We start from the raw sequence: 23021 nt of genomic DNA on the forward strand, positions 1-23021 counted from the left end.
CGGGTTGGGACCATCCCCGCGGGCGCGGGGAGCAGGCCGGTACCGTTCACGACGGTCTCTTTCTCTCGGGACCATCCCCGCGGGCGCGGGGAGCAGGAATTTCCACCCGTGCTCGCGGGCAATCCACAAGGACCATCCCCGCGGGCGCGGGGAGCAGGATGTCGACACCACCTGGTGGGACTGCGTCGCGGGACCATCCCCGCGGGCGCGGGGAGCAGCCCGCCTCGGCGATCTCGCCCTCGTAGTCGTGGGGACCATCCCCGCGGGCGCGGGGAGCAGTCTGTGGCGAGGCGGGTCCCCTTGGCCCTGGGGGGACCATCCCCGCGGGCGCGGGGAGCAGGGGCCGCCTGCGTAGGCGAGGAAGCCTCGATCGGGACCATCCCCGCGGGCGCGGGGAGCAGGCGGTGTAGGTCAGCGCGAGGCTGGTGGTCTGGGGACCATCCCCGCGGGCGCGGGGAGCAGCCGAGCAGGGCCCGGATCGAGTCGGCCTTGTCGGGACCATCCCCGCGGGCGCGGGGAGCAGGGTGAGGATCGAGCCGATGCCCTGCGACAGCCGGGACCATCCCCGCGGGCGCGGGGAGCAGGGCAACCCGCCCGCGGACGACCCGCGGAGCTGGGGACCATCCCCGCGGGGGCGGGGAGCAGGGCGGCCTCAAGTCCGGCACGCTGGCGCTGGAGGGACCATCCCCGCGGGCGCGGGGAGCAGCGCTACCCGGGCGGCATCGAGGTCAACGACCAGGGACCATCCCCGCGGGCGCGGGGAGCAGGGCGCGGCCGGGCGGTACAGGCGGCACTTGCAGGGACCATCCCCGCGGGCGCGGGGAGCAGTCGTCGCAGCGCAGCTCGACGGCGGCGGCGCGGGGACCATCCCCGCGGGCGCGGGGAGCAGTGGGTGCGCGTCGTCGAAGTGCTCGGGGGCGGCGGGACCATCCCCGCGGGCGCGGGGAGCAGTGGCAGACCACCAGGGGCGACACCGCGAAGTCGGGACCATCCCCGCGGGCGCGGGGAGCAGGAAGTGGAGTCTCTGCGCGCGGACTTCGGCTCGGGACCATCCCCGCGGGCGCGGGGAGCAGGACGGCAAGCAGGGCCCCGGCGCGACCGTCACGGGACCATCCCCGCGGGCGCGGGGAGCAGCTACCCAGCGGCCGGGGTTGTCGCCGTCCCGGGGGACCATCCCCGCGGGCGCGGGGAGCAGATGACCAGCCACGACCTGTACGAGTGCGTGAAGGGACCATCCCCGCGGGCGCGGGGAGCAGGCCAGGCCGGCGAGGTTCGCGGCGACGGTGGTCGGACCATCCCCGCGGGAGCGGGGAGCAGGTCCAGTTCTTGTAGCCGTGCTGGCCGAGGTGGGGACCATCCCCGCAGGCGCGGGGAGCAGTAGCCGGTGCAGAGGCTGCCGATGCGGGGGCCGGGACCATCCCCGCGGGCGCGGGGAGCAGAACGCGCACAAGCCGACGGCGGACCGGGCGAAGGGACCATCCCCGCGGGCGCGGGGAGCAGACCGGCGAGACCACGCCGAGCGTAGAGACCCTGGGACCATCCCCGCGGGCGCGGGGAGCAGCGAAGGGTGCGCTAGAGCAGGCCGCGAAGGTTGGGACCATCCCCGCGGGCGCGGGGAGCAGCCCCGGGCGGGGACGGCTGCGGGGGCCGGCCTGGGACCATCCCCGCGGGCGCGGGGAGCAGCGGCGTTCCGGTCCAGGTGGCTCCGACCCTCGGGGACCATCCCCGCGGGCGCGGGGAGCAGGTGGTGCCGCCCCACACGCCGTGGCGGCCGGCGGGACCATCCCCGCGGGCGCGGGGAGCAGTCGACCACGGCCTTGACGGGGGTGGAGGCGAAGGGACCATCCCCGCGGGCGCGGGGAGCAGTCGACCACGGCCTTGACGGGGGTGGAGGCGAAGGGACCATCCCCGCGGGCGCGGGGAGCAGTGGCGGGCGGTGGTGGCGACCTGCACCTGCCGGGGACCATCCCCGCGGGCGCGGGGAGCAGCCGCCCCGACGCGCTGCGTGAAACCGCGGTCGGGGACCATCCCCGCGGGCGCGGGGAGCAGGCGTGTTCGGACACGGCGCCGCGGACCAGCGTGGGACCATCCCCGCGGGCGCGGGGAGCAGATCCCCGAGCTGCGGGCCCGGCTGCAGCGGGTGGGACCATCCCCGCGGGCGCGGGGAGCAGCTAGTGATTCTGGAGAATCGCCCACCACTCGCGGGACCATCCCCGCGGGCGCGGGGAGCAGGCACCGGCACCGACCTTGAGGTCGAGGCGTGGGGGACCATCCCCGCGGGCGCGGGGAGCAGCGATCCGGGTCCGCCCCCGAGTTGTCGGTCGGGGGACCATCCCCGCGGGCGCGGGGAGCAGCCAACCGGGCAAGGGGGGGTGCGCCGCTTTCTGGGACCATCCCCGCGGGCGCGGGGAGCAGGTGGCGTCCTTCGCCGTCGTCGGATGATCGTTGGGACCATCCCCGCGGGCGCGGGGAGCAGCCGAACTTCTTGGCGTAGAGGACGACCTCGTCGGGACCATCCCCGCGGGCGCGGGGAGCAGTCGACCTGCTCCCGGACGGACTTCCCGATCGTGGGACCATCCCCGCGGGCGCGGGGAGCAGATCGTACGTCACATATCGGTGCGTCATGTCCTGGGACCATCCCCGCGGGCGCGGGGAGCAGGAGGGCGGCGAGGACCACGATCAGGGCGTCACGGGACCATCCCCGCGGGCGCGGGGAGCAGTCAGAGCCCTGCGGCGGGGGGCCGTGACGAGCGGGACCATCCCCGCGGGCGCGGGGAGCAGACTGCGTGAGCTGGGCTTTTGTCACAGCGGGACGCGGGAATCCATCACTTGTCGAGGTTCGGACATAAAGGCCAAAGAGACCATCGGGCGCGTATGTGCCATCACCGTTTCCCGAAGCGGTGCCGCTTGGATGCCTTGCTCCAGCCAGGGCGCGGGGCCGCAGCGGCGGAAGAGCTCGGTGTGGCCGGGTCTTTCGGGCGGCGAATGAGGGTGAGGCCCTCGTGGTCCACCGGGTGCCAGGAGTGGTCGTGGGTGAGGAAGGTGAAGCCCTGCTCGCTGTTGGTGGTGTGGGCGAGCAGGGCGCGACCCTGGCCGGCGTACTGGCGGACCTCCTCCCACAACGCTTCGCGGATGCGGGTGGACGGGTTGCCGATGAAGACGCCGGGCGAGATCTCCAGCAGCCATCTGGTGAGGAAGCCGCGCAGTCCGGCGGGGCAGTTGGTGAGGACGATGACCGTCACCAGTTCTCCTCGAGGGCGTAGTTGACGCCGGAGGCGACCTGCAGGCCCTGGTCGGACTGGAGCGTGACCTGGTCGAGGTCGTCGGAGGGGGCCGGTGCGCTGCCCTCGGGGAGGAGCAGGCCTCGGATGTCGGCGACGACGCGGTCCAGGAGGCGCAGCTCGTGGATCCGGTCCCTGAGGGCGCGGCGGGTCCGGGCGCCGACGTCCTCCGGCGACTCGGCTGCGGCGTCGAAGGCGACGGGGATGCCGACCTCGGTCTTGTAGAGGTCGGCGATGTCCAGGACGAAGGACAGCTCGTGGCCGGAGTGGACGAACCCGAGCGCCGGGGAGCAGCCGAGCGCGGTGACGACGGCGTGCGCGACGCCGTACATCGCCTGCGCGGCCGCGGTAACCGCCTGGTTCACGGCGTCGCCCGAGGCGAAGTCGCCGGGTGTGTAGCGGCGTCCCCTCCAGGGGACGCCGGTGCGCAGCGCCTCGGCCCGGTAGCACTCCTTGACGCGGCGTCCTTCGCGGCCGAGCAGCTCCTGGCGGGTGCAGCCCGACGAATCCTCGTCGGGGAAGCGCAGCCGGTACATCGCCCGGGCGACGTCCAGGCGGGTGCGCCGGTTGGCCCAGCTGGTGGCCTGGGCCTCGGCGAGGGAGGCGGAGCGGGACAGCGCCCGGCCGGCGGCGTAGTACCGCACGCCGTGCTCGCCGACCCAGACGACGCCTGCGCCGGTCTCGCCCAGGACGCTCATGGCCTGGTGGGTGATGCGGGTGCCGGGGCCCAGCAGCAGGGTGCCGATGGTGGCGGAGGGGATGTGGGTGGTGCCGTCGGCGTCCTCGGCGGTGATGGCGTTGGCGTCGCGGTGGACGGTGCAGCGTTCCAGGTAGACGAACGAGGTGCGGTCGGCGACGCGGGTGAGCTCACGCGGGCCGCTCGCCTGCCTGCGGCTGACGGTGGTCATGCGTTCATCCGAGGGGCGCGAGGGTCATCAGTCCGCAGCCGTAGGCCTTGGCCTTACCCAGGCCGCCGGTCAGGACACGTCGCAGCGCGTCGGGCTCGGTGACCTCGAGGCGGCCGTCGTAGGTGACGGTGGTGAGGGTGATCCGGCCGCGGGCGCCGCGCTTGCCGAAGTCGAGGCTGCGCTGGTCGCGGACGGCGGCCTGGTACTCGTCGCCGTGCTCGGTCAACTGCTTGTCCTGGGGCTTGCCGAGGATGCGGAAGCCGCCGGCGTCCTGGCGCTGCAGGAGCCACTGCAGTTGGTGCTTCGGCGTGAGGTGGGCGGTGCGCTTGGTGGGTTCGCCGTCCTTGGTGCGGGCGTAGTGGACGGGGTTGGCGGTCAGCCGGAAGTTCCAGGTGGTGCCCTTGTCGAGGCGCTCGAGGAACGGCGCGTAGGTGTAGGTCTGCCAGCCGGGCGTGCCGGAGGCGGCCGCCGCGGGCCATCCGGCCTGCTCGACCAGGTGGGTCAGGTCGGGTCGGCCGGGGCTGACCACGTACAGGAGCACTTCGGCGGCGGCGTTGCGGTCCAGGCGCCACAGGACCCGAGGGGTCTGCTCGTCGGTGGGCAGGAGGTCGGGGAAGGAGGACATGACGGCGGCGTGCACGGACTGGGGGGAGGAGAGCAGTCGTCGGGCGCCCGGGCGTGCGGTGTTGAAGCGGAAGCGGGTGAGGTGCATCAGGCGCCTTCCAGGTGTCCGGTCGGGTCGTGCGCGGGCACGGTGGCGGCCTCGCGGGGGCGGGCGTGGGGGTTGGGAACGGTGACGGTGGCGGTGCGGACGGTCCGCAGGGCGTAGCGGCGGTGGCGGGGGTCGTAGCTGAGGGGCTGGTCGCGCAGGGTGTCCCCGCGGGCCGCGTCCGGGTTGCGCCCGGTACTGCCTCCGGGGTCGGCGGCGGGCTCGAGGTGGACGGTCAGGTCGATGCGCTCCTGGTGGCGGCGTCGCTTCTGGTGCCAATCGGCGGCCCGCCAGGGCTCGGCGGCGAGGACCGTCTCGAGGTCGGCGTCGTGGTGGACGCCGAGGTCGACCGGCCGGGAGGGCGGGCAGGAGCGGCGGCCGAGGTAGGGCAGGTAGGCCGGGGCGCGCAGGGCGGCGTGGAGCCGGTCGACCAGGGGTGCGGGGCCTTCGACGGCCGCGACGAACACGGCGTCGGCGAGGTAGTAGCGCTCGGAGAGCGGCATGGCCTCGCCGGTGTCGAAGTGGCGGGCGGTCTGGAAGTCGCGGATGCGGGTGCCGGGCTGGTCGATGCGCACGCCGAAGCGCAGCGCCGCGAGCTCGGCGAGGCGGGTATCGTCGTCGCGGTCCAGGCCGAGGGCGGCGGCGAGCAGGCCGACGACGCCGCTCTTGGTGGGGGCGTTCTCGGTGCTGCGGCGGGCGAAGCGGGCCGAGGCCCCCCACGACTGCAGGGGGCCGGCCAACTGCAGGGCGAGGACACTCATCCGCGCTGCTCCAGGCGGTCGGCGACGGCGGCGCCGACGGACTCCACCAGGCGGGCCAGGCTGGGCGCCTCGGTGCCCAGCGAGGAGAGCTTGGCGGTGGCGGGGCCGATGCGCAGCACCCAGGTCTGGCAGGTCTCGTCGCCGTAGGCGCGCTCGATCTCGGGGACGTAGTCGGCCAGGCGGGCGCAGGCCTGCTCCATGTGCCCGCTGGAGGCGTCCGCGGTCACCGGCTTCTCGAAGGCGGAGACGAAGCTGACGGGACGGGTGGCGCGGAGCTTGACGACGACCGCGTCGGGGAGGGTGTGGTTGCCGAAGGTGTTGATCTTCCCGGTGGGCAGGGAGGAGACGAACCCGTCGAGGAACGCCTCGACGGCCCGGCGGACCGGGGTGGCCGGGGACTCCTCCGGGTCGAGGCCCTTGCCGAGGTTCCGCTCCAGCAGGTCGACGTCGACCGCCGCGTAGCGGTAGAGGGTGGCGGAGTTGAAGTCGACGGTGCCGATCATGCCCGCGCCGGGCTCGGCGTCGGTGTTGCGGTCGTCGACGGCGGTGAAGTAGTCGGACTCCGTCTCGGTCCGGTGGACGCTGAGGGCGTGGGCGACCTGGGCGGCGGCGTCGACGTTGATGTCGGTGGAGTCGGCGACCATGCGGCCGAACAGGGCGATGTCCACGGAGTGCCGGCCGTCGGCGATCTTCTTCGCGCGGGCCTTGGCCTCCTTGTCCTTCAGGAACGCCTTGATGTCGGCGCTCCCCTCGACGGCGAGGGCGGCGAGGTGGTCGAGCTGCCGGGCGCTGAGGAACATCAGGTAGGAGGACTCGGGCGCGGGCGCGGGGTCGCCGCTCTTCCTGGCCGCCTCCACCTTGCGCTTGGGCGGCTCGATCTTCGAGCCGGTGGCCGTCTGGAGGACCTCGGCGGCGATGGCCAGCGCCTCCGCGGGCGCCTCCTCGAGCTCGGGCTTGAGGGCGGTGATGCGCTCGGCGAGGAGCTCGGCGACGCGCTTGGTGCGCACGCCGAGCTCGGCGGGGTCCAGGATCTCGTCGAAGTGGCGGCGGGTGGCGCGCTTCCAGGCCTGGCTGGAGACGCGGGCGCGGGTCACGCCGCCGTAGACGGCGGTCTTGGGGGCGCCGGTGTCGTCGCGGTTGATGTTGCTCGGCGGCACGTTCTGCAGGGCGTGCACGTCCAGGATGATGCGAGCGGTCACGAGGCGTCCTTCGGGTCGGTCGCGGCAGCGGTGGTGCCGGTCGTGTCGGTGGTGTCGGTCGGGGTGCCGCGGTGGGCGTGGAAGGAGCGGCCCCAGGAGCGCCTGATCCGGTCCGGACCGCCGGGCTGCTGCCACTGGTAGAGCTGGTCGGCGAGCAGCGCGTAGTCCAGGGCGAGGTCCTCGCGGCGCAGCAGCAGGACGATCTCGCGCAGCCGGGTGGCGAGGACGGTGAGGGTCGGGGCGGTACCGGCCCGCACGAAGCGCTTGAGCACCGGATCGTCGATCTCCGAAGCGGGCATCAGGCGCCGCACGGCGGCGCCGAGCTCGTCCCCAGGGGCGCGGTGCATGCCGGTGCCGCGGGACTGCTGGTGCAGGGCCCACAGCGCCATCGCGGTGTCGACGGCGTCCGCGGCGGCGTCGTGGCGCAGCGAGCGGTCCTCGTAGAGGGGGCCGAGGTCGACCAGGCCCCACAGGTCCGGGACGGATGAGGCGTCCTTGCCGGCGCCGCGGCGCAGCCGGGCCAGGGCGGCGACGGCCTCGGAGCGGTCGTCGAGGTAGCCGCGCTGCAGGCGGGCGATCTCCTTGCCGACGAGGGCGCCGACCGGGCCCGGGGCAGTGCGCGGCCGGGAGGGGCTCGCAGGGGCGGTGGCCGGAGGGGCGGTGGTCATGCGGAAACCTTCCGGGCGTCGAGGTCGGGCGCGTCCTGAGCGGCGGCCGGGTCGGGGGCGGGCGCCTGGCCGGGCACGGAAACCGGCGCGGTGTCGTGGGCCAGGGGGAGGGCCTTCCTCAGGCGGAAACGGAACCACAGGTCCGCCTGGGCGGTGTTCAGCCACGTCTCGCCCTTGGCGTGGGACACGACCCGGCCCTGCCAGGCGGCCTCCCCCGCGGCGGCGACCAGGTCCTCGGCCAGGCGCGCGACGACCGCGCGGGCGGTGCGCTGCCAGGTGGCACGCAGTTCCTGCGGGTCGTCGCCTTCGCCGATGGCGTCCAGCCACAGCCGGTAGGGGCCGTCGAGTGCGGCGAACCCGGCGTCGCGGGCGGCGGTCTTGCCGGACTCGGACTCGCTGCCCGCCGCACGGGCCAGGTCGAAGGCGAGGTCGCCGAGCGTCCGCACGGCCAGGTCGGCGTCGGTGACGGCGTCGACGGCCGTCTGGCCCAGAGCCCGGTCGGCGTCACCGAGCAGGACCACCGCCAGGGACACCGCGTCGCTGGTGATCTCGTCGATCACGGACTGCTGGGTGCCGTACACCGCCCCGAAGGTGCGCACGCGGATGTGCCGGCCCTTGGGCAGGATGCGCTCGGCCTGCAGGCGGGCCAGCCAGTCGACAATCCCCGGCCGCAGGGCGGAGGCGGGCTCGCCGCGCTTGGCGGCGTCCGGGTCGCGCGGGGTAATCAGGGCCGCCAGGCCCCGCCAGGCCGCGCGGGCCGGGTCGTGCTCACGCGGCATGTACACCAGCGGCCGGCCGAGCTTCTTCTCCTGCGCCTGGCTGCGGCGCCAGCCGGTCATCGGCTCGGTGGTCTGCATGTTCTGCACAGCCAGCGGGTCGCCGTAGGTGAGCACCACCCCGTGCACACCGTCGGCGTCCGCGTGCAGACGCAGGCGGCGGGACTGCCAGGTGTACAGGTCGCGCAGGCCCGTCGGCCGGGAGGCGAGGTCCTCGGCCGCGCCCGGCCCGGCGGGCGGACGCCGCCAGGCGGGACGGTCGCCGGCCTCGGCGGGCCGGTGGTCGGCGGCGACCAGGTTCAGCAGCAGCGTCTCGCGGAGGGTGGCCCCCTCGGCCAGGACGCCGCCGAGGTTCCCGGCCCAGGCGACACCCTGGGGGTAGGCCTTGCCGCCCTTGACGCGCGGGTCGCCGACCACGCCGGTCTTGATGCCGGAGGTGTCGTAGGCGTGGGCGTGGACCACCCAGCGGGCCGCCTCAGCGAACGGGATCCGCTCGGCGCCGGGGAGGCGGGTGGTGAAGAACGGGTCGCCGTTGGGCACGTCCGCGACGATCCGGTTGAGCGAGAAGACCTCGTCGCCCGCGGTGCGCAGGCCGGCCGTCTGGAAGAACGGCGCGTGCGGGTGCAGCAGGTCGAACCGGCCGCGGTGCTCATCCAGGTAGCCGTCCACGTCCGCGAACGGCTCCTCGGCCTCCCACAGGTCGGCCCACGCCCCGATGTCCTCGGGCCCGTCGAGGGCGTCGTGGAGGATCGCCAGCAGCAGGCGGGTCAGCGCGAAGTCCTGCGTGGGGATGTCTCCGGCCAGCCGCCGGACCCGCGCCGCCTGCGCGAAGACCTCCCGCAGGGACAGCACGTCCTCCCCGCCCTCCAGGAGCAGCACCGGCAGCCACGGCCGGCTCGTCAGGTCGAACGACAACGCGCCGTCCGGCCCGGCCTCCTGTTCATCCCTCACGTGACACCTCGAGTCCGTCGTCGAAGCTGTAGTGGAGCCGAAAGCCTGCCAGGCGGGTCTGACAACCGGCCTCGATCGGCAGGACGAGCTCCCCGGCCAGCCAGAAACTGTCCTTCGCCTGCCAGGCCGGGACGCAGAACCGCTCGAGTTCGGCGATCACCTGGTCGATGACGTACGGGCGCGCCATCTGCACGGGCAGGCGCAGACTGCAGGCCGCCGCGGCCTGCGCCGCCCGCGGCGCGGGCACCGCGTCCTGGGGCAGCGGGAGTCCGCCACGACCGCCACCGGCCCAGGAGACGGTCGCCAACGAGCCGTCGGCCAGCCGCTCGACGACCAGCACCTCCAGGCTCTCGGGGCTGTCCCGGACCTGGGCCCGGCCCGCACGGGTGTCGTCCGCGTCGCCCGCCCCGCCGGCCAGCCAGTCCAGGAGCGGACGCCCGGCCCTGGCCGCCGCCGCGATCCGGAAGGTGTCCGCGGCCTTCGCCTTCTCCGCCCGGACCTGCTCGTGCTCCCGGCGCGCCTCCGCCATCGCCTCGGCCCAGGCGGCCGGCCCGACCGGGTCCGGGCCGTAGGCCTGCTGCACCAGCGGGCTAATCTCCTGCGGCAGCCGCACCGGCGCTCCCCCCTGCTCGAGGTGGGGTGCGAGGACCGCCAGCGAGCGCAGCAGCGCATGGCGTCCGTAGACCGCCAGCGAACCGCGGACCGGCTCCGGCGGCACCGCTGACCGGTCCACGCCGGTCACCCAGCAGCGCGGGGTACGCAGCCGCTCGGGCCGTCCCTCGCGCGGGTGGCGGTGCAGGCGGCCGATGCGCTGCAGCAGCAGGTCGACCGGCGCCAGGTCGGTGACCAGCAGGTCGAAGTCGACGTCCAGGGACTGCTCGGCCACCTGGCTGGCCACCACGATGTGCCGGCCGGGCCGCTCGCCGGCCGCGGCGGACGGCGGCCCGAAGCGCTCCAGCAGGAGCCGGTCCTTCGCGGCCCGGTCCACGTCGATGAAGCGGGCGTGGGCCACCGTCACCGCGTCCGCCCCGAAGCGTCCGCGCAGGGCCTTGGCCGTCTCCAGCACCCGGTTGACCGTGTTGCGCACGACGAGGACGCAGCCGCCGTCGTCCAGCTCCCCCTCCAGCCGGTCGGCGAGCACCTGGAGGTCGTCCTCCACCGCCTCGACCTGCACCGCACTGCCGCGTCCGGAGGCGGCAGGCTCCTCCAGCAGCGGCGGCCGGCCCGGGCAGACGGCGGTGAGCAGCGGGTACCCGCCGGCCTCCCCGACCGCCGCGAACTGCTCCGACCCGGCGGACACGCCCGCGTACGCCTCCGCCAGCCCGCGCCGCCGGTCGGCCGGAAGCGTCGCGGACAGCACCACCACCGGCACCCGGTAGGCCCCCAGCCAGGCCAGTACGCGGTCGAGGTAGGAGTTCATGTAGGTGTCGTAGGCGTGCGCCTCGTCGATGACGACGACCTTGCCCGCCAGGGCCAGGTGCCGAAGCGCGAGGTGGCGGCTCTTCAGCCCCGCGAACAGCAGCTGGTCGACCGTGCCCGCGACGAAGGACGAGAGCATGCCCTTCTTGCGTCCGCTCAGCCACTGGTGCGCCACCAGCTCCGCCGGCGCAGCCCGCTCCGCCGCACCCGGCTCGGGCAGCCCCTCGTCGCCGTCCATCCCGACGGCCGCGACCCGCCGTGACGCGGCCTTCAGCTCGGCGTAGTCCTCGTTCAGGGCCGCCTTCGAGTGCGCCAGCAGGACCGACAGGCGCTCGCCCCCGCGGGCCGGCAGGCGGTCCAGCCACGCGAGCAGCCGCGGGAACATCGCATTGCTGGTGGCCATCGTCGGGAGCGCGAAGAACACCCCGCCGGCGCCGGCCCGTGCGGCGAGCACCTCCGCCGCGGCCAGTGCGGCCTCGGTCTTGCCCTCCCCCATGGGCGCCTCGACAATCAGCAGGCCGGGCTCGGGCATCTCACGCGCGACGCGCACCGCCGCCTCCTGCACCGGCCGCACCGCCGCTCCGGGCGGCAGGTCGAACCGGGAGGCGAACAGCTCGGCGGGCGTGCCCTGCGGCTCCTGCGGCCGCCACGGCTCGGGCAGCTCCAACGCCTTCCAGGCGGCGGCCGTCCGCTCGGCCCGGGAGCGGCCCTCGTCCTGCAGGGAGTACGGGAACAGGTCGGGGTTGCTCGCGATCCAGTCCGCGACGATCACCAGGGCCGACAGCAGCACCTGCACCGGCTGCGGCAGCTTCACCCGCTGCCACTCCCCGAGACGCTCGCGCACCCCGAACTCGTCCGCGCAGGCCTCCAGCAGCTCCTCCTGCACCTTGCGCCACAGCCCCTGGCTCGGCCCCGGGGTCCGCAGCAGCGCGGGATGGGCGTCGAGGTCGACGACCTGCGCCGACTCCGGCGGCACCCCGTGGTGGCCGCCGACCACCACGGCGAACTGCGCCGTGGCCCGGCCCGGCCATCCGCAGCGCTCCTCCAGCCACTCCTGCAGCAGCGTCTGACCGGCCAGCCCGTGCGGGGCCATCCGCCGGTCCGTGCCCATCTCCCGCTGGTACGGCATCGCCAGGCCCACCTCGCGCATCCGGTCCGCGAGCGCATCCACCTGGCACGCGAACGCCGGCGTGGCCTTTCCGATGTCGTGCACCCCCGCCAGCCACACCGCCAGCAGCCGCGCGTCCGCCTCACCCCCCGGCAGCGGCTCCGCCACCACCCTCCGCACTGCTGCGGGCAGCCACCGGTCCCACAGCAGGCCGGCCACCGCCGCACTGTCCGCCATGTGCTGCCACAGCGGCATCCAGTCGTCGGATGCGCGGTCGTGCTTCGCCCACACCCTGCGTACCGGCCCGGCCAACCGCCCGCCCAGACCAGAATCTTCGGTCGTCACTGCAGTCCCCCTCCCGCGGCCAGGCGCACCTCGAGCAGCAACCCGAAGGGCACCACCCCCACAGACGGCACACGGTACGAACAAAACCCTCGCCGCGTCCGCGGAACCGAACCACCGGACGGGACCAACCCCCGTGGGCACGCAAACCAGGCGGCCAGGCCGACGCGCTACCCGTGGGTGCGGAAGCCGTCCGCGCAGGCACGGAGAGCAGGACGGCCGCGGCCACGTCCCGGCCCCGGTCCGAGCGCGAGATCATCCCCGCAGACGCGGGGAGCAAAGTGATCATCCAGATGACGGTGTGGTCATGCCGGGATCATCCCCGCAGACGCGGGGAAGGCTCGACTCCACCCTCGAGTCGCTGTTCAGCAGCGTGCATGGCAGCCCCAGATGCCCGACCTGAGAATCCATCCACCCCTGTGCCGCTCCATCGCGCTACGCAACCGAGTCGAAGACGGCGGACAGGCCTACCAGGCTAGCGGCGATCGACCCTCACACCCTTCGCCCTCAGCTTCGCAAGCGATTGAGGGCCGGAGTGATCCTGTTCTCAGCCCACAGGGAGAGCGTCGATACCACCTTCAAGAGGATGATCGCGATGACCAGGTAGGTGGCCTGCTGAAGCTCGGTGCTGAGGACGTCCCCGTGGATCACGCACCCGATGAGCAGCGAAATCGTGATCATGTCCACCTTGCGGCGGCCCAAGCCCTGTGCAAGGGTGCGAGACGTGATGTGGCCGCTCGCTGCGCGGGCGGTGTTGCGAGCCCTGGAGCTCATTTTTCCTCCTAGGTTCCCTCGGGGCGCCCGTTCATCTTTGGCCAGAGGGGTGGGCGCCCCTACATAGTTCGATCTTCAGCCTCGCGGTCCTGCCAGTTTCGGAAACGGCATCACCACACCGTCTAGGCTTCTGGGTACGGCCAACAAGGTAGCACCTGTTGTGGCGCTCCGTCAGTTGTAAGGACGGATAAGGACGTTGCATCGGTGTAAGGCGAGCTCAGACGCCAGGCCGGGTGACGAAGCCGCTGAAGGGAGACAAAGCAGCCCCGGCACCAGCCCCGCGGACGCGGGGAACAGCCGGCGCGGTGGGCGCGACCGCGGACCCAATCGGGACCATTCCGGCGGGCGCAGGGAGCAGCGTCCGAGGTCGGTGAGCCCTGCGAACGAAAGCGGATCATCCCCGCGGGCGCGGGGAGCAGCGGGGGGCCGGCCGTCTCAGGTAGCGCTCTCCGGGACCATCCCCGCGGGTGCGGGGAGCAGTACCCGGTGAGGCTGCCGAAGATGTTGGCGCCGGGACCATCCCCGCGGGTGCGGGGAGCAGATCCGGACCCGGGAGCCGTCGACCCGGCACATGGGACCATCCCCGGGGGTGCGGGGAGCAGAGACGGGCCTCCAGGAACGCCATCAGGTCGTCGGGACCATCCCCGCGGGTGCGGGGAGCAGAGACGGGCCTCCAGGAACGCCATCAGGTCGTCGGGACCATCCCCGCGGGTGCGGGGAGCAGTACCGCGCGATGATCCGCGCGTCGTCGGGGTCGGGACCATCCCGGCGGGTGCGGGGAGCAGCCGCCGGATTCGCCCCCGCCAGTCACGCGAGGAGGACCATCCCCGCGGGTGCGGGGAGCAGTCGGTCACCTTCACCGTGACCGCCGTGGGCAAGGGACCATCCCCGCGGGTGCGGGGAGCAGCGGCGCCTGGACCTCCTGCCCCTGTCCCCGGCGGGACCATCCCCGCGGGTGCGGGGAGCAGTGCTGGCGGTTGGGCTGGGGTGGCAGGGGCTGGGGACCATCCCCGCGGGTGCGGGGAGCAGGCATTCGCTAGCCACGTCCTCGCCCCCTCCAGGGGACCATCCCCGCGGGTGCGGGGAGCAGGGCCTGCCGCCCCTGCCGCCCGTGAGCGCGAAGGGACCATCCCCGCGGGTGCGGGGAGCAGATCAAGGCCGAGGCGGAGCGCAAGCGCGCCGAGGGACCATCCCCGCGGGTGCGGGGAGCAGAGGTTGTCACTGCCACACCGGCCACCGCACACGGGGACCATCCCCGCGGGTGCGGGGAGCAGACTGAGACCACCTAGACCCCCGAGGACTGCGCGGGACCATCCCCGCGGGTGCGGGGAGCAGGTGATGGTGTGGGGTGGCGAAGGGGTGGCGATGGGACCATCCCCGCGGGTGCGGGGAGCAGCCGGAGATGCCGGTGCCCAGGTGCACGAAGCCGGGACCATCCCCGCGGGTGCGGGGAGCAGGTCATACCGCTGCACCGCCGCTTCGACGCCCCGGGACCATCCCCGCGGGTGCGGGGAGCAGTCCAGCGAGGCCTTCGCCTCGGCGGTCTTCTGGGGACCATCCCCGCGGGTGCGGGGAGCAGCTCTCCGGGTTGATGCGCAGCACCTGCCGGATGGGACCATCCCCGCGGGTGCGGGGAGCAGCGTACGAGATCCGAGCCCGGCTGCTGCGCCTAGGGACCATCCCCGCGGGTGCGGGGAGCAGGAAGTCACGGCCGCAGACCTGGCCGACCCGGTGGGACCATCCCCGCGGGTGCGGGGAGCAGGGAGTCCACACCATGAGCGACACCGCCCCGCCGGGACCATCCCCGCGGGTGCGGGGAGCAGGGCTGCGGCGCACCCCGGGCACAGCTCCCAGCTGGACCATCCCCGCGGGTGCGGGGAGCAGGGAGGGGCCCCTACGCGCCCACGCGCGCGAGGGGGACCATCCCCGCGGGTGCGGGGAGCAGGCCATGCGCGAGGCCACCGCCGAGTCCGAGCGGGGACCATCCCCGCGGGTGCGGGGAGCAGCTGCGATGGGGCTGGACGGGCGGGGCACTCCAGGGACCATCCCCGCGGGTGCGGGGAGCAGATGATCATCTGGTCGCCGATCTGCGTGATGAGGGGACCATCCCCGCGGGTGCGGGGAGCAGCACCCGATCCGTGGGCGCGTATGGGTGACCTCGGGACCATCCCCGCGGGTGCGGGGAGCAGGAGCCGGGGAGGTTGACCGCGCCGGTGGCGGTGGGACCATCCCCGCAGGTGCGGGGAGCAGCGGGTTGCGGAACGCCACGTCAGCCCCTCCGCAGGACCATCCCCGCGGGTGCGGGGAGCAGGACGAGGGCGTAGGGCATGGCGGCGTCGAGGAGGGACCATCCCCGCGGGTGCGGGGAGCAGGGCGGCGTCGGTCGATACCTGCATGACGCCATGGGACCATCCCCGCGGGTGCGGGGAGCAGACGATCCGCATGAGGGTGCCGAGGGAGGGCTCGGGACCATCCCCGCGGGTGCGGGGAGCAGCGTCCGTGGCTGTCTACGGCCTCCCGCACGTCGGGACCATCCCCGCGGGTGCGGGGAGCAGGAATACCGCGAAACCTCCGACGCGCTGGCCGGTGGACCATCCCCGCGGGTGCGGGGAGCAGTCCAGGACGACGGCCTCCGACTGCCGGACGCGGGGACCATCCCCGCGGGTGCGGGGAGCAGACGAAGCTCGCCACCGGCAAGGGCTTCGGCTGGGGACCATCCCCGCGGGTGCGGGGAGCAGACGAAGCTCGCCACCGGCAAGGGCTTCGGCTGGGGACCATCCCCGCGGGTGCGGGGAGCAGATCCGAGAGGCGGGGCCTTCGGCGCATCTGGAGGGACCATCCCCGCGGGTGCGGGGAGCAGGCCTGCCGGGCGACGTTGGACGGCGCCTGGAGGGGACCATCCCCGCGGGTGCGGGGAGCAGTCATCCCACGGGGTGGGCATCATGCGGATCGTGGGACCATCCCCGCGGGTGCGGGGAGCAGTTCATCGGCGAGGGCCGGGGCCGGCAGCTGCGGGGACCATCCCCGCGGGTGCGGGGAGCAGGCCGGGGGATCCGCGGCGGAGGCTTGACCCCGGGGACCATCCCCGCGGGTGCGGGGAGCAGACCGGTCAGCCTGCCTCTCCCGGCTCCGCCCCGGGACCATCCCCGCGGGTGCGGGGAGCAGTCCCTGGTGGTTCTGTGGGTGGTTCCTTGATGGGGACCATCCCCGCGGGTGCGGGGAGCAGAATCTGCTGCGCGATCGGCTGGAGCCTCACGAGGGACCATCCCCGCGGGTGCGGGGAGCAGCAGGTGGAGGGGAGCATGAGGGCGGAGAAGAAGGGACCATCCCCGCGGGTGCGGGGAGCAGTTCATGACTGGGGCTCCTTGCTGGGGGTGTGGGGGACCATCCCCGCGGGTGCGGGGAGCAGGCGGGCTGCCCCTCCTCCTCAGGCTCCGCCTCGGGACCATCCCCGCGGGTGCGGGGAGCAGGCAGTATTGAACCCAGAACGTTCAAGGTGAACGGGACCATCCCCGCGGGTGCGGGGAGCAGACTCGACGACCTGCGGCTTTCCGCGGCTGACGAGCCGAAATTCCACACTTTCGCTGACTCGGACATTTCAGACACGATAGGTGCGGCTCGGCCCGGGCCCGGGCCCGTCCACCAGAGCACAGGCTCCGGCGCACGGGCCCGGACGGGACGTCAGCTGGCGCGCATCCGCTCCAGCATCACGTCGATGACGGCCACCAGCTCCCGCGGGGGCAGGGCGCGCATCAGGACGTCCGCGTTGTGCTCCGCCGGGGCGCCGGGGAGGAGCGGGGCCATGACCGGTCCGGCGGCGTCCCGGGACGGGGCGGCCGTGGAGGTGTTTACGCCGTAAACACCCTGGGCGGGTTCGGGCCGGGGGGCCGGCACCTCCCCCTCCGCCGCGCCGCCGGTCTCCCCGGGGGTGTTTACGGCGTAAACAGCCTCGGGCTCCGAGGGCTCCACGGGAGGGGTGTCCGTCGAGGCGCGCGGGCGCTTCGGCGGGACCTGGGCCCGGGACTCGAGCTCCTGCCGCACGGCGTCGGCCTGCGCCTCCGGCGCGAGGCGGCCGACCTTGCGGGCGACCTCCACCGGGATCGCCTTCTCCTCCACAGCCTGCTGGAGCTCGGGCGTGAGCTCCAGCAGGGTGAGCCGCTGGGAGACGAAGCCGTTGGACTTGCCCAGCCGCTTGGCGACCTGCCGCTGCGACCCGTGGACCTCCACCAGCCGCTGCAGGGCCCGTGCCTCGTCCAGCGGGTCCAGCGCCTCATGCTGCACAGCGGCGACGAGGGCGTTCTCCAGGATGCTGTCGGAGTCCGCGGCGAGGTCGTCGTCGACGTGCACCGGGACGTCGGCGAGGCCGGCCTGCCGGGCGCCCATGTAGCGGCGGTTGCCGTCCAGGACGACATACGCCGCGTCGCCGATGGCGGCCCCGTCCCCGGGATGCGCGGCGAGGAACGCCTTGCGCGTCACCACGGTGAGCGGCTGGATGACACCGCGCTCGCGGAGGCTGTCCGCCATCTCCTCCACGGCCCTGACGGTCAGCCGGGGGTTGTGGGGGTTGTTCGCGAGCCGGTCCAGCGGCAGCCGGACGGTGCCGCCCACGGGCGCGGGCGCGGCCGGCCGCGGCACCGCGGGGGCGTCGGGCTTGGCGCCGACCTGGCCGACCAGGGACGCCAGGCTGGTGCGCTTGCTGCTCATCGCTTGCCCCCCGAGAGGACGACCTCGAGGGCGAGCTTGTAGAAGTCCTCGCGGGCCTGCAGGTGGACCCGGTTCGCGGGGTACTGGGTGACGACCTGGCCCTCGGCCGCGGCCCGCTCGTGGACCTTGTAGTGGCGGATCACGCTCGAGGCGAGGGGCCAGCCGTTGGCCTTGACAAAGTCCTTGGTCTGCTCCAGATCGATGGTGCCGTCGCGGGGGTCCCAGTCGTTGATGACGACCGTGTAGGGCAGGCCGCGCGGGGCGATGACCTTCTCGATGGTGTTCTGGGTCGGCCCGAACCCGAGAGGGGCGGGCATCAGCGGCACGATCACGTCGTCCGCGCTGTCGAGAGCGGCGCGCAGCGCGTCGGCGGCGTGGCCGGAGCCGAGCGGGTCGGCGTCGCGGCCGGTCTGGGCGGCGTTGCTCTTGGAGAGCTCGAGCCAGCCGGGGGTGTCGACGAAGATGTGCTCGACGGTGTCGACCTGCTTGAGCTGGGCGAGGCCGTCGATCTCGTCGGAGGCGTCGACGAAGAGGAAGGGCAGGTCCTCGCCGACCCGCTCCGCCCACCAGGTGGTGGAGCCCTGGGGGTCGATGGAGACGGCGCAGACCGGGGGGGTGTCACCGGTGGTCCGGCCCTTCAGGGCCTCGGCGGTGACGGCGGCAAGGTTGACCGTGAGGGTGGACTTGCCGACGCCGCCCTTCTGGTTGAGCAGAAGATGCACGTGTGCCATGGAGCTATCCGTTCGCTTCCCGATGGTGCTGGTACTTCGGACGCTGCACAGCATTCCAGAAGATCGCGTGGAAGACGGAGTGGCTTGCATCGGTCGGCGTGGCAGGTGTTTACGCCGTAAACACCCACCGCCCCGGGAAGCCTTGCCGTGGGCGGGAGTTGGCGTGCGAGGACGCCGGCGGGGCGGAGCGTGTCCCGGCGTCCCACGGGCGCGCCGCACGATGCCTGGGAAGGTCGCTCCCTGGGTGGCGCCGGGTCAGTTCTGCGAGGAGGGGTCTTGTCGGGACCGGTGGTGGGGCTGCGGTTCCTGGAGGCGCGCGCCTTCGAGGACGTCCTGGCCGATGTGCGACCGTGGCTGGACGCCTTCTGCACGGCGGTCGCGGCCGAGGCGGACGGCCTGTCCTTCCGCGTGCGGGACGGGACGGCCCTCGGCCCGCGCACCCCGGACCCCGCCGGCGCCGGTCCGTTCTTCCTGGAGGACGACGGCTGCGCGGCCGCGGAGGACGAGGACTGGTCGGCCCTCTCTCCTCTGCCCGGGCCTTGCGTGTCCGCGTCGGGGCTGGTCCTCGGCGCCTTCTGCTCGGGTCCGGTGAACCATGCGTTCCTCGGTCGCCTGGCCTTCGCCCTCGCCCGCCGTCTCGGGGCCCTGGTCGACTTCGACGGTGTCCTGGGCTGCACCGCCCCGGGCCAGGGGGCGGCGGACGGGACGGGCCTGGCCGAGGCGAGGGCACTGGTGTCGCCCCTCCCGGGCAGGACCGCGGAGGTCTCGTACGGCATGGGAGCCGGTGGGCGCCGGTTCCGGCACATCGGTGATGCGGACTTCCTGGCGGCTTGGCTGGACCACCCCGCCTTCCGCCTGGTCACGTAGCGCAGGCCCTCAAGCCGGCGGGAACGGCGACACGACGACGGACGGATCAGCCGGCGGTACGGGCCTGCCGACGCCGGCCGTACCGATCGGCGCGGCCGGCGCCAGGGTGTTTACGGCGTAAACACCCTGGCCGAGCCGCCGTCCCGGCCGGCAGCCGGGCGCTGGACGATTCGGGTGGCCTCGGACGGCAGCGTGCCGGGGCGCCGGATCTACCGCTGGACGAGGCCGAGGAGATCCTGGCTCCCTGCACCACGGGGACGTCCCGGGGCCGGTGGGTCCCGGACGCCTCGGGCGTGACGCACCATCCGCTCCGGCGAGAGCGACCGGCCCTGCCGGCAGTCCCTGCCTGCACCGGGCTGGACTCGGCGCTGACCCGGGGACCGCGAGGCCCGCTTGCCGCCAGGACCGAAGGGCCGGTCCCGAGCCCGCATGTCGGGGCGGGGACCGGCCCCGGGCCGGCGGTGTCTCACGGGGTGCGGAAGCCGGCTCCGTAGGCGTCGCCGGTCTTGCGGACCGCGGTGGGGGCGGCGGGGGCCGGCCAGACCTGGATGAGGTGCTCCTCCACGGGTTCGCCGTCGACGACGAGCTCCTCCTGGCCCCGGTCGCGGCCGCGGGCGTGGACCCGCAGCCGCAGCGGTCCGGCTCCGGTGGGCAGGTCGGGCAGCAGGTGGGACTCGTCGTCCTCGACACCGGTGGACACACCCGGCACGCCGCCCGGCACATCCAGGCTGACCTCCACGACCTCATCCCAGGCGTCGAGGTCGGGCGGGCCCGGGTCGCGGTCGGCGACGTCGAGGGTGAGTCGGACCAGGCCGGTCCCGGTGCCGGTCATCACCACCGCGAACTCGCCTGGCTCCCTGGGCACGCCAGGCAGGGCCAGGGGTGCGACGAGCCCGTTGAAGCCGGTGTACCCCCAGTCACCGACGTCGAAGGTGTCGCCGTGGATCCAGTACTGGTTGTCGGAGACGGACACGAGCGCCGTCACGGGTGCCACCGCTGCTCCCTCGATCGTCAGACCACGACCCAGAAGGCGTCACCGTCCAGGACGCGGTTGGCCATGAAGAAGGCGTTGATGCGGCCGCCCTGCTGGTTCTGCTCGGTGTTGGGGACCCAGGCCCAGCCCCAGTCGGGCCTGGTGGTCCTGGACGCGCCCTCCCTGGTCTTGGCGAAAGGGTACTCGTCGCAGGACTTGCCCGTCGGGCGGGGACGGTTGCCGGGGCAGGCCGTGGTGCGGTTGGCCCGCTCCAGGGCGCTGCTCGTGGTGCGGTGCAGCGGGTGGCCGCCGCTGGCGGCGTAGCGGCCGTAGTGGTGGGGTCCGGCGTTCTGGATGCGGCGGATGTTGGCCGCGATGCCCGGAAGGGGCTTCATCGTCAGCAGGAAGGGCGTGTAGGAGGGAAGGACGCAGCCGGCACCCTGCCTGCCGAAGGCCCTGCTGGCGTCGCAGCGGTGGGCGAGGGAGTTCCAGCTGCCGCCGCCACGGGTGTAGCCCGGCTTGGTCAGGGTCAGCTGGTAGAGGTTGGCGGCGGTGTGCTGGGTCGTGGTGCTGTCGGTGTAGGTGACGTTGCCCTGGATGGTGCTGCGGGCGCCGAGGATCCGTCCCTGGGGGAAGTGGTTGGCCGCCCTGCAGGTGCCCCCGCACGAGACGGCGAGGGTGGCGGTGATGCCGCCGGTGTTCCCCACCGCGGCGAGGCCCTTGAGGGTGACGGTCTCGGTGAAGGTGCGGCTCTTGACGTTGAGCTGCATCGCCTGGACCACCCGGAACCGCAGCGTGCCCTCGGTGCGGCCGTTGCGCACCACGTTCACGGTGCGGTCGAAGACCATGCACACCTGGGTGCGGTTGAACTTGTTCACGCCCGGCCGGCACGGCAGGGCGGACGCCTGCGCGACGGCAGCGGCGGCGGTCCCGCTGGTGGGGGTCAGCGCCGGGACGCCCGCCCCGGTGACGGTCAGCGCTCCCCCGCCCGCTCCGGCACCGGCGGCCTGGGCGGGCAGCGCCGGTGACAGCAGCAGTGCGAGTGCGGAGCCGGTCGCGGCTATGGTCGTGACGATCCTGCGGTGGATGCCCATGGTCCCCGTTTCCCTGGGCGCTGCCGGAGGCCGGCGTGCGGCTGTCCGCGACGGTGCGAGCGTTCCCCCGTCCCGGTCCGCCGCGAGCGGCGGTCTCCGGGCAACGCTGTGTGCCGGACCCGCAGGTCCGGTGCCGCCGTTCCCCTGACGGCCAGTCGACCATAGAACGCACGCGCGATACGGTCATCCGCCTTCCCGCCCGGTGAGGCATAGCTCTCATCCGTCGCGAAACGGTTGCGATCACAGGTCTGCCGTGTGCTGTCGGCTGCCGGAGGTCTCCGGAGCGTCCTCGGTTCCCGCCCCCGTTGGGTTGGGCAGAGCGGCCCTCGTAGGTGGTGGGTCCCCAGCACTGCGACGTCCCTGGGGGCGGTGTCGAAGCGGCCGGGCAGTCCTCGGTGAGGAGCAGAGGTGTTTACGTCGTAAACACCCCCGGCGCGGAGCAGGCCGGCTGCAGACGCCCGGTCGGTCTCCGTCGGCACTCTGCCAAGGGGGGAAGCCTTCCGGAGCGCAGGAGCATGGCACCGGACGGGGTGTGGGGGGTGTTTACGTCGTAAACACCCCCCCGCGGTCCACCCCACCGCCGAGGCGCCCCGCCCGGTCCGCCGTCATGCGCGGATGCGGAGCCAGGTGTGGCCGGCGCGCAGCCACAGGACGCCGTCGCGTCCCTGGCCGCAGTGCAGGACGACGCGGCCCGGGGTGCGGAGCCTGCGGCGGTCCGTGACGGTCCAGTCCGTGCCCTCCAGCTCGGCCCGGACCACCTCCACCGACCGGCGGTTGTGGTCGCGGACCGTGAGCACCGCGCGGTTGCCCCGGACGGCGAGGCCGTCGGGGTTGCGGACGGGGGAGAGCAGGTTGGCCGTCTCGCCGGTGGACGGGGTGATCCTGGTCAGAACCGTCCCGGGGCTGCCTCCCGGGTACCAGGCCAGCCAGACGTCCTCCCCCTCGGTGGCCGCCGTCCAGCCGCCGAGGGGCAGGGCGGGCAGCCTGCCCTCGGGGCTCCAGACGGCGCGGCCGGCGCTGTCCCACCCGGCCATGCCCTTCCAGCTCACCGGATTGTCGCCGTAGATGCCCTCGTCCCCGTACACGGTCCAGATGCGGCCGCCGGGGTCGGTCGTCAGAGCGGTGATGTCGTCCCCGATGCAGAAGGTGTCGAGCAGCTTCCCGGAGGGGTCGAGCACCGTGGCGTTCCGCTGCCAGGAGCCGGTCGTCGCCTCCTTGAAGGAACGGCTGACGACGAGGAGCAGGCGGCGGTCCGGGAGCAGGGCGAGGTGGGTGGGGGCATTCTGCAGGGCGGGAAGCGCGACGCGACGCTCCCCCTGGTCGGTGACCGTGACGAGGAGGGCGTCGAACGGCGGCCTGGGGCGGGACCCCACCCACCCCTTGGTGCCGGAGCGCCGCAGCCGGCGCCGATGGACGAGCATCACCGCGAGTTCGCCGTCGGGGCCTGCGGTCCACCACAGGGCCCTGCGGCCTGCCAGGAGGTCCGCCTTCGGCAGGCTCCATGCCCGGTCCGTCCGGATCCCGTCCCCCACTGCACCCTCCCGGTCGGCCCCCGCACGTCGGGGTCGAACGCTACTGGTGGCTCGGAGCCCGGTGCTCCCGGCCCGTCCTCCGGGCTGCCTCACCACCGGTCCTCCTCCTGCGGGGGCCGCCCCGGTGACCGGCGCACCACGGTGCCCTGCGGCCGGGGACGACCCGGGTGCAGAAGGTCCTGTCGGCGGGTGCAGAAGCACAGTGCCCCGCGCCGTGGCGGCGC

The 23021-nt window shown here is 74.0% G+C and carries 15 protein-coding genes and 2 CRISPR repeat arrays; of the genes, 1 reads left to right on the forward strand and 14 read right to left on the reverse strand.

The window, feature by feature from the left end; genetic code table 11:
* Window positions 1-6 precede the first annotated feature (6 nt).
* A CRISPR array of direct repeats spans window positions 7-2781; the repeat unit is 29 nt; unit sequence GGGACCATCCCCGCGGGCGCGGGGAGCAG.
* A 101-nt stretch (window positions 2782-2882) separates the two neighbouring features.
* The 11 genes from cas2e to ACFY07_RS22005 form a co-directional block, all read right to left on the reverse strand.
* Window positions 2883-3242: a type I-E CRISPR-associated endoribonuclease Cas2e gene (gene cas2e / locus ACFY07_RS21955; RefSeq protein WP_390870816.1), complete on the reverse strand. Its 360-nt coding sequence runs from the start codon at window positions 3240-3242 to the stop codon at window positions 2883-2885.
* Window positions 3239-4189, reverse strand: coding sequence for a type I-E CRISPR-associated endonuclease Cas1e (gene cas1e, locus ACFY07_RS21960; RefSeq protein ID WP_390870818.1), 951 nt, complete (start codon window positions 4187-4189; stop codon window positions 3239-3241). The genes cas2e and cas1e overlap by 4 nt, the downstream gene beginning before the upstream one ends.
* A 4-nt stretch (window positions 4190-4193) precedes the next feature.
* Window positions 4194-4901 (reverse strand): type I-E CRISPR-associated protein Cas6/Cse3/CasE, encoded by a 708-nt coding sequence (gene cas6e, locus ACFY07_RS21965; protein WP_390870820.1) that lies wholly within the window; start codon window positions 4899-4901, stop codon window positions 4194-4196.
* A complete protein-coding gene (gene cas5e / locus ACFY07_RS21970; RefSeq protein ID WP_390870822.1) occupies window positions 4901-5659 on the reverse strand; it encodes a type I-E CRISPR-associated protein Cas5/CasD in 759 nt (252 codons plus the stop codon). The genes cas6e and cas5e overlap by 1 nt, the downstream gene beginning before the upstream one ends.
* A complete protein-coding gene (gene cas7e / locus ACFY07_RS21975; RefSeq protein ID WP_390870824.1) occupies window positions 5656-6858 on the reverse strand; it encodes a type I-E CRISPR-associated protein Cas7/Cse4/CasC in 1203 nt (400 codons plus the stop codon). The genes cas5e and cas7e overlap by 4 nt, the downstream gene beginning before the upstream one ends.
* On the reverse strand, window positions 6855-7526 hold the full coding sequence (casB, locus tag ACFY07_RS21980; protein ID WP_390870826.1) for a type I-E CRISPR-associated protein Cse2/CasB: 672 nt from the start codon (window positions 7524-7526) through the stop codon (window positions 6855-6857). The genes cas7e and casB overlap by 4 nt, the downstream gene beginning before the upstream one ends.
* Entirely contained in the window at window positions 7523-9253 is a 1731-nt protein-coding gene (gene casA, locus ACFY07_RS21985; RefSeq protein WP_390870828.1) for a type I-E CRISPR-associated protein Cse1/CasA, read from the reverse strand. The genes casB and casA overlap by 4 nt, the downstream gene beginning before the upstream one ends.
* Window positions 9243-12017, reverse strand: a complete 2775-nt coding sequence (gene cas3, locus ACFY07_RS21990) for a CRISPR-associated helicase Cas3' (protein WP_390870897.1) — start codon at window positions 12015-12017, stop codon at window positions 9243-9245. Before cas3 ends, casA begins: the two co-directional genes overlap by 11 nt.
* 612 nt (window positions 12018-12629) lie before the next feature.
* Window positions 12630-12896, reverse strand: coding sequence for a hypothetical protein (locus ACFY07_RS21995; protein WP_390870830.1), 267 nt, complete (start codon window positions 12894-12896; stop codon window positions 12630-12632).
* 268 nt (window positions 12897-13164) lie between these two features.
* A CRISPR array of direct repeats spans window positions 13165-16427; the repeat unit is 29 nt; unit sequence GGGACCATCCCCGCGGGTGCGGGGAGCAG.
* 150 nt (window positions 16428-16577) lie between these two features.
* Window positions 16578-17600 carry a ParB/RepB/Spo0J family partition protein gene (locus tag ACFY07_RS22000; RefSeq protein WP_390870832.1) on the reverse strand — a complete coding sequence of 341 codons (1023 nt, stop codon included), beginning with the start codon at window positions 17598-17600 and terminating at the stop codon, window positions 16578-16580.
* Window positions 17597-18331: a ParA family protein gene (locus ACFY07_RS22005; RefSeq protein WP_230747928.1), complete on the reverse strand. Its 735-nt coding sequence runs from the start codon at window positions 18329-18331 to the stop codon at window positions 17597-17599. The genes ACFY07_RS22000 and ACFY07_RS22005 overlap by 4 nt, the downstream gene beginning before the upstream one ends.
* A 276-nt stretch (window positions 18332-18607) precedes the next feature.
* On the opposite strand from ACFY07_RS22005, the gene ACFY07_RS22010 reads away from it, so the two are divergent.
* A complete protein-coding gene (locus ACFY07_RS22010; RefSeq protein WP_390870834.1) occupies window positions 18608-19198 on the forward strand; it encodes a DUF6368 family protein in 591 nt (196 codons plus the stop codon).
* Window positions 19199-19664: 466 nt separating this feature from the next.
* Here the strand turns inward: ACFY07_RS22010 and ACFY07_RS22015 are convergent, their stop codons facing one another.
* From ACFY07_RS22015 to ACFY07_RS22025, 3 genes are all read right to left on the reverse strand, one after another.
* Window positions 19665-20192 (reverse strand): hypothetical protein, encoded by a 528-nt coding sequence (locus tag ACFY07_RS22015; protein WP_390870836.1) that lies wholly within the window; start codon window positions 20190-20192, stop codon window positions 19665-19667.
* 17 nt (window positions 20193-20209) lie between these two features.
* Window positions 20210-21265 carry a NucA/NucB deoxyribonuclease domain-containing protein gene (locus ACFY07_RS22020; protein WP_390870837.1) on the reverse strand — a complete coding sequence of 352 codons (1056 nt, stop codon included), beginning with the start codon at window positions 21263-21265 and terminating at the stop codon, window positions 20210-20212.
* 605 nt (window positions 21266-21870) lie between these two features.
* Complete coding sequence (locus ACFY07_RS22025) at window positions 21871-22797, reverse strand: hypothetical protein (protein WP_390870839.1); 927 nt, start codon at window positions 22795-22797, stop codon at window positions 21871-21873.
* Window positions 22798-23021: the final 224 nt, after the last annotated feature.

Origin of the sequence: Streptomyces sp. NPDC001380 (assembly GCF_042895785.1) — a bacterium.
Lineage (GTDB): Bacteria > Actinomycetota > Actinomycetes > Streptomycetales > Streptomycetaceae > Peterkaempfera.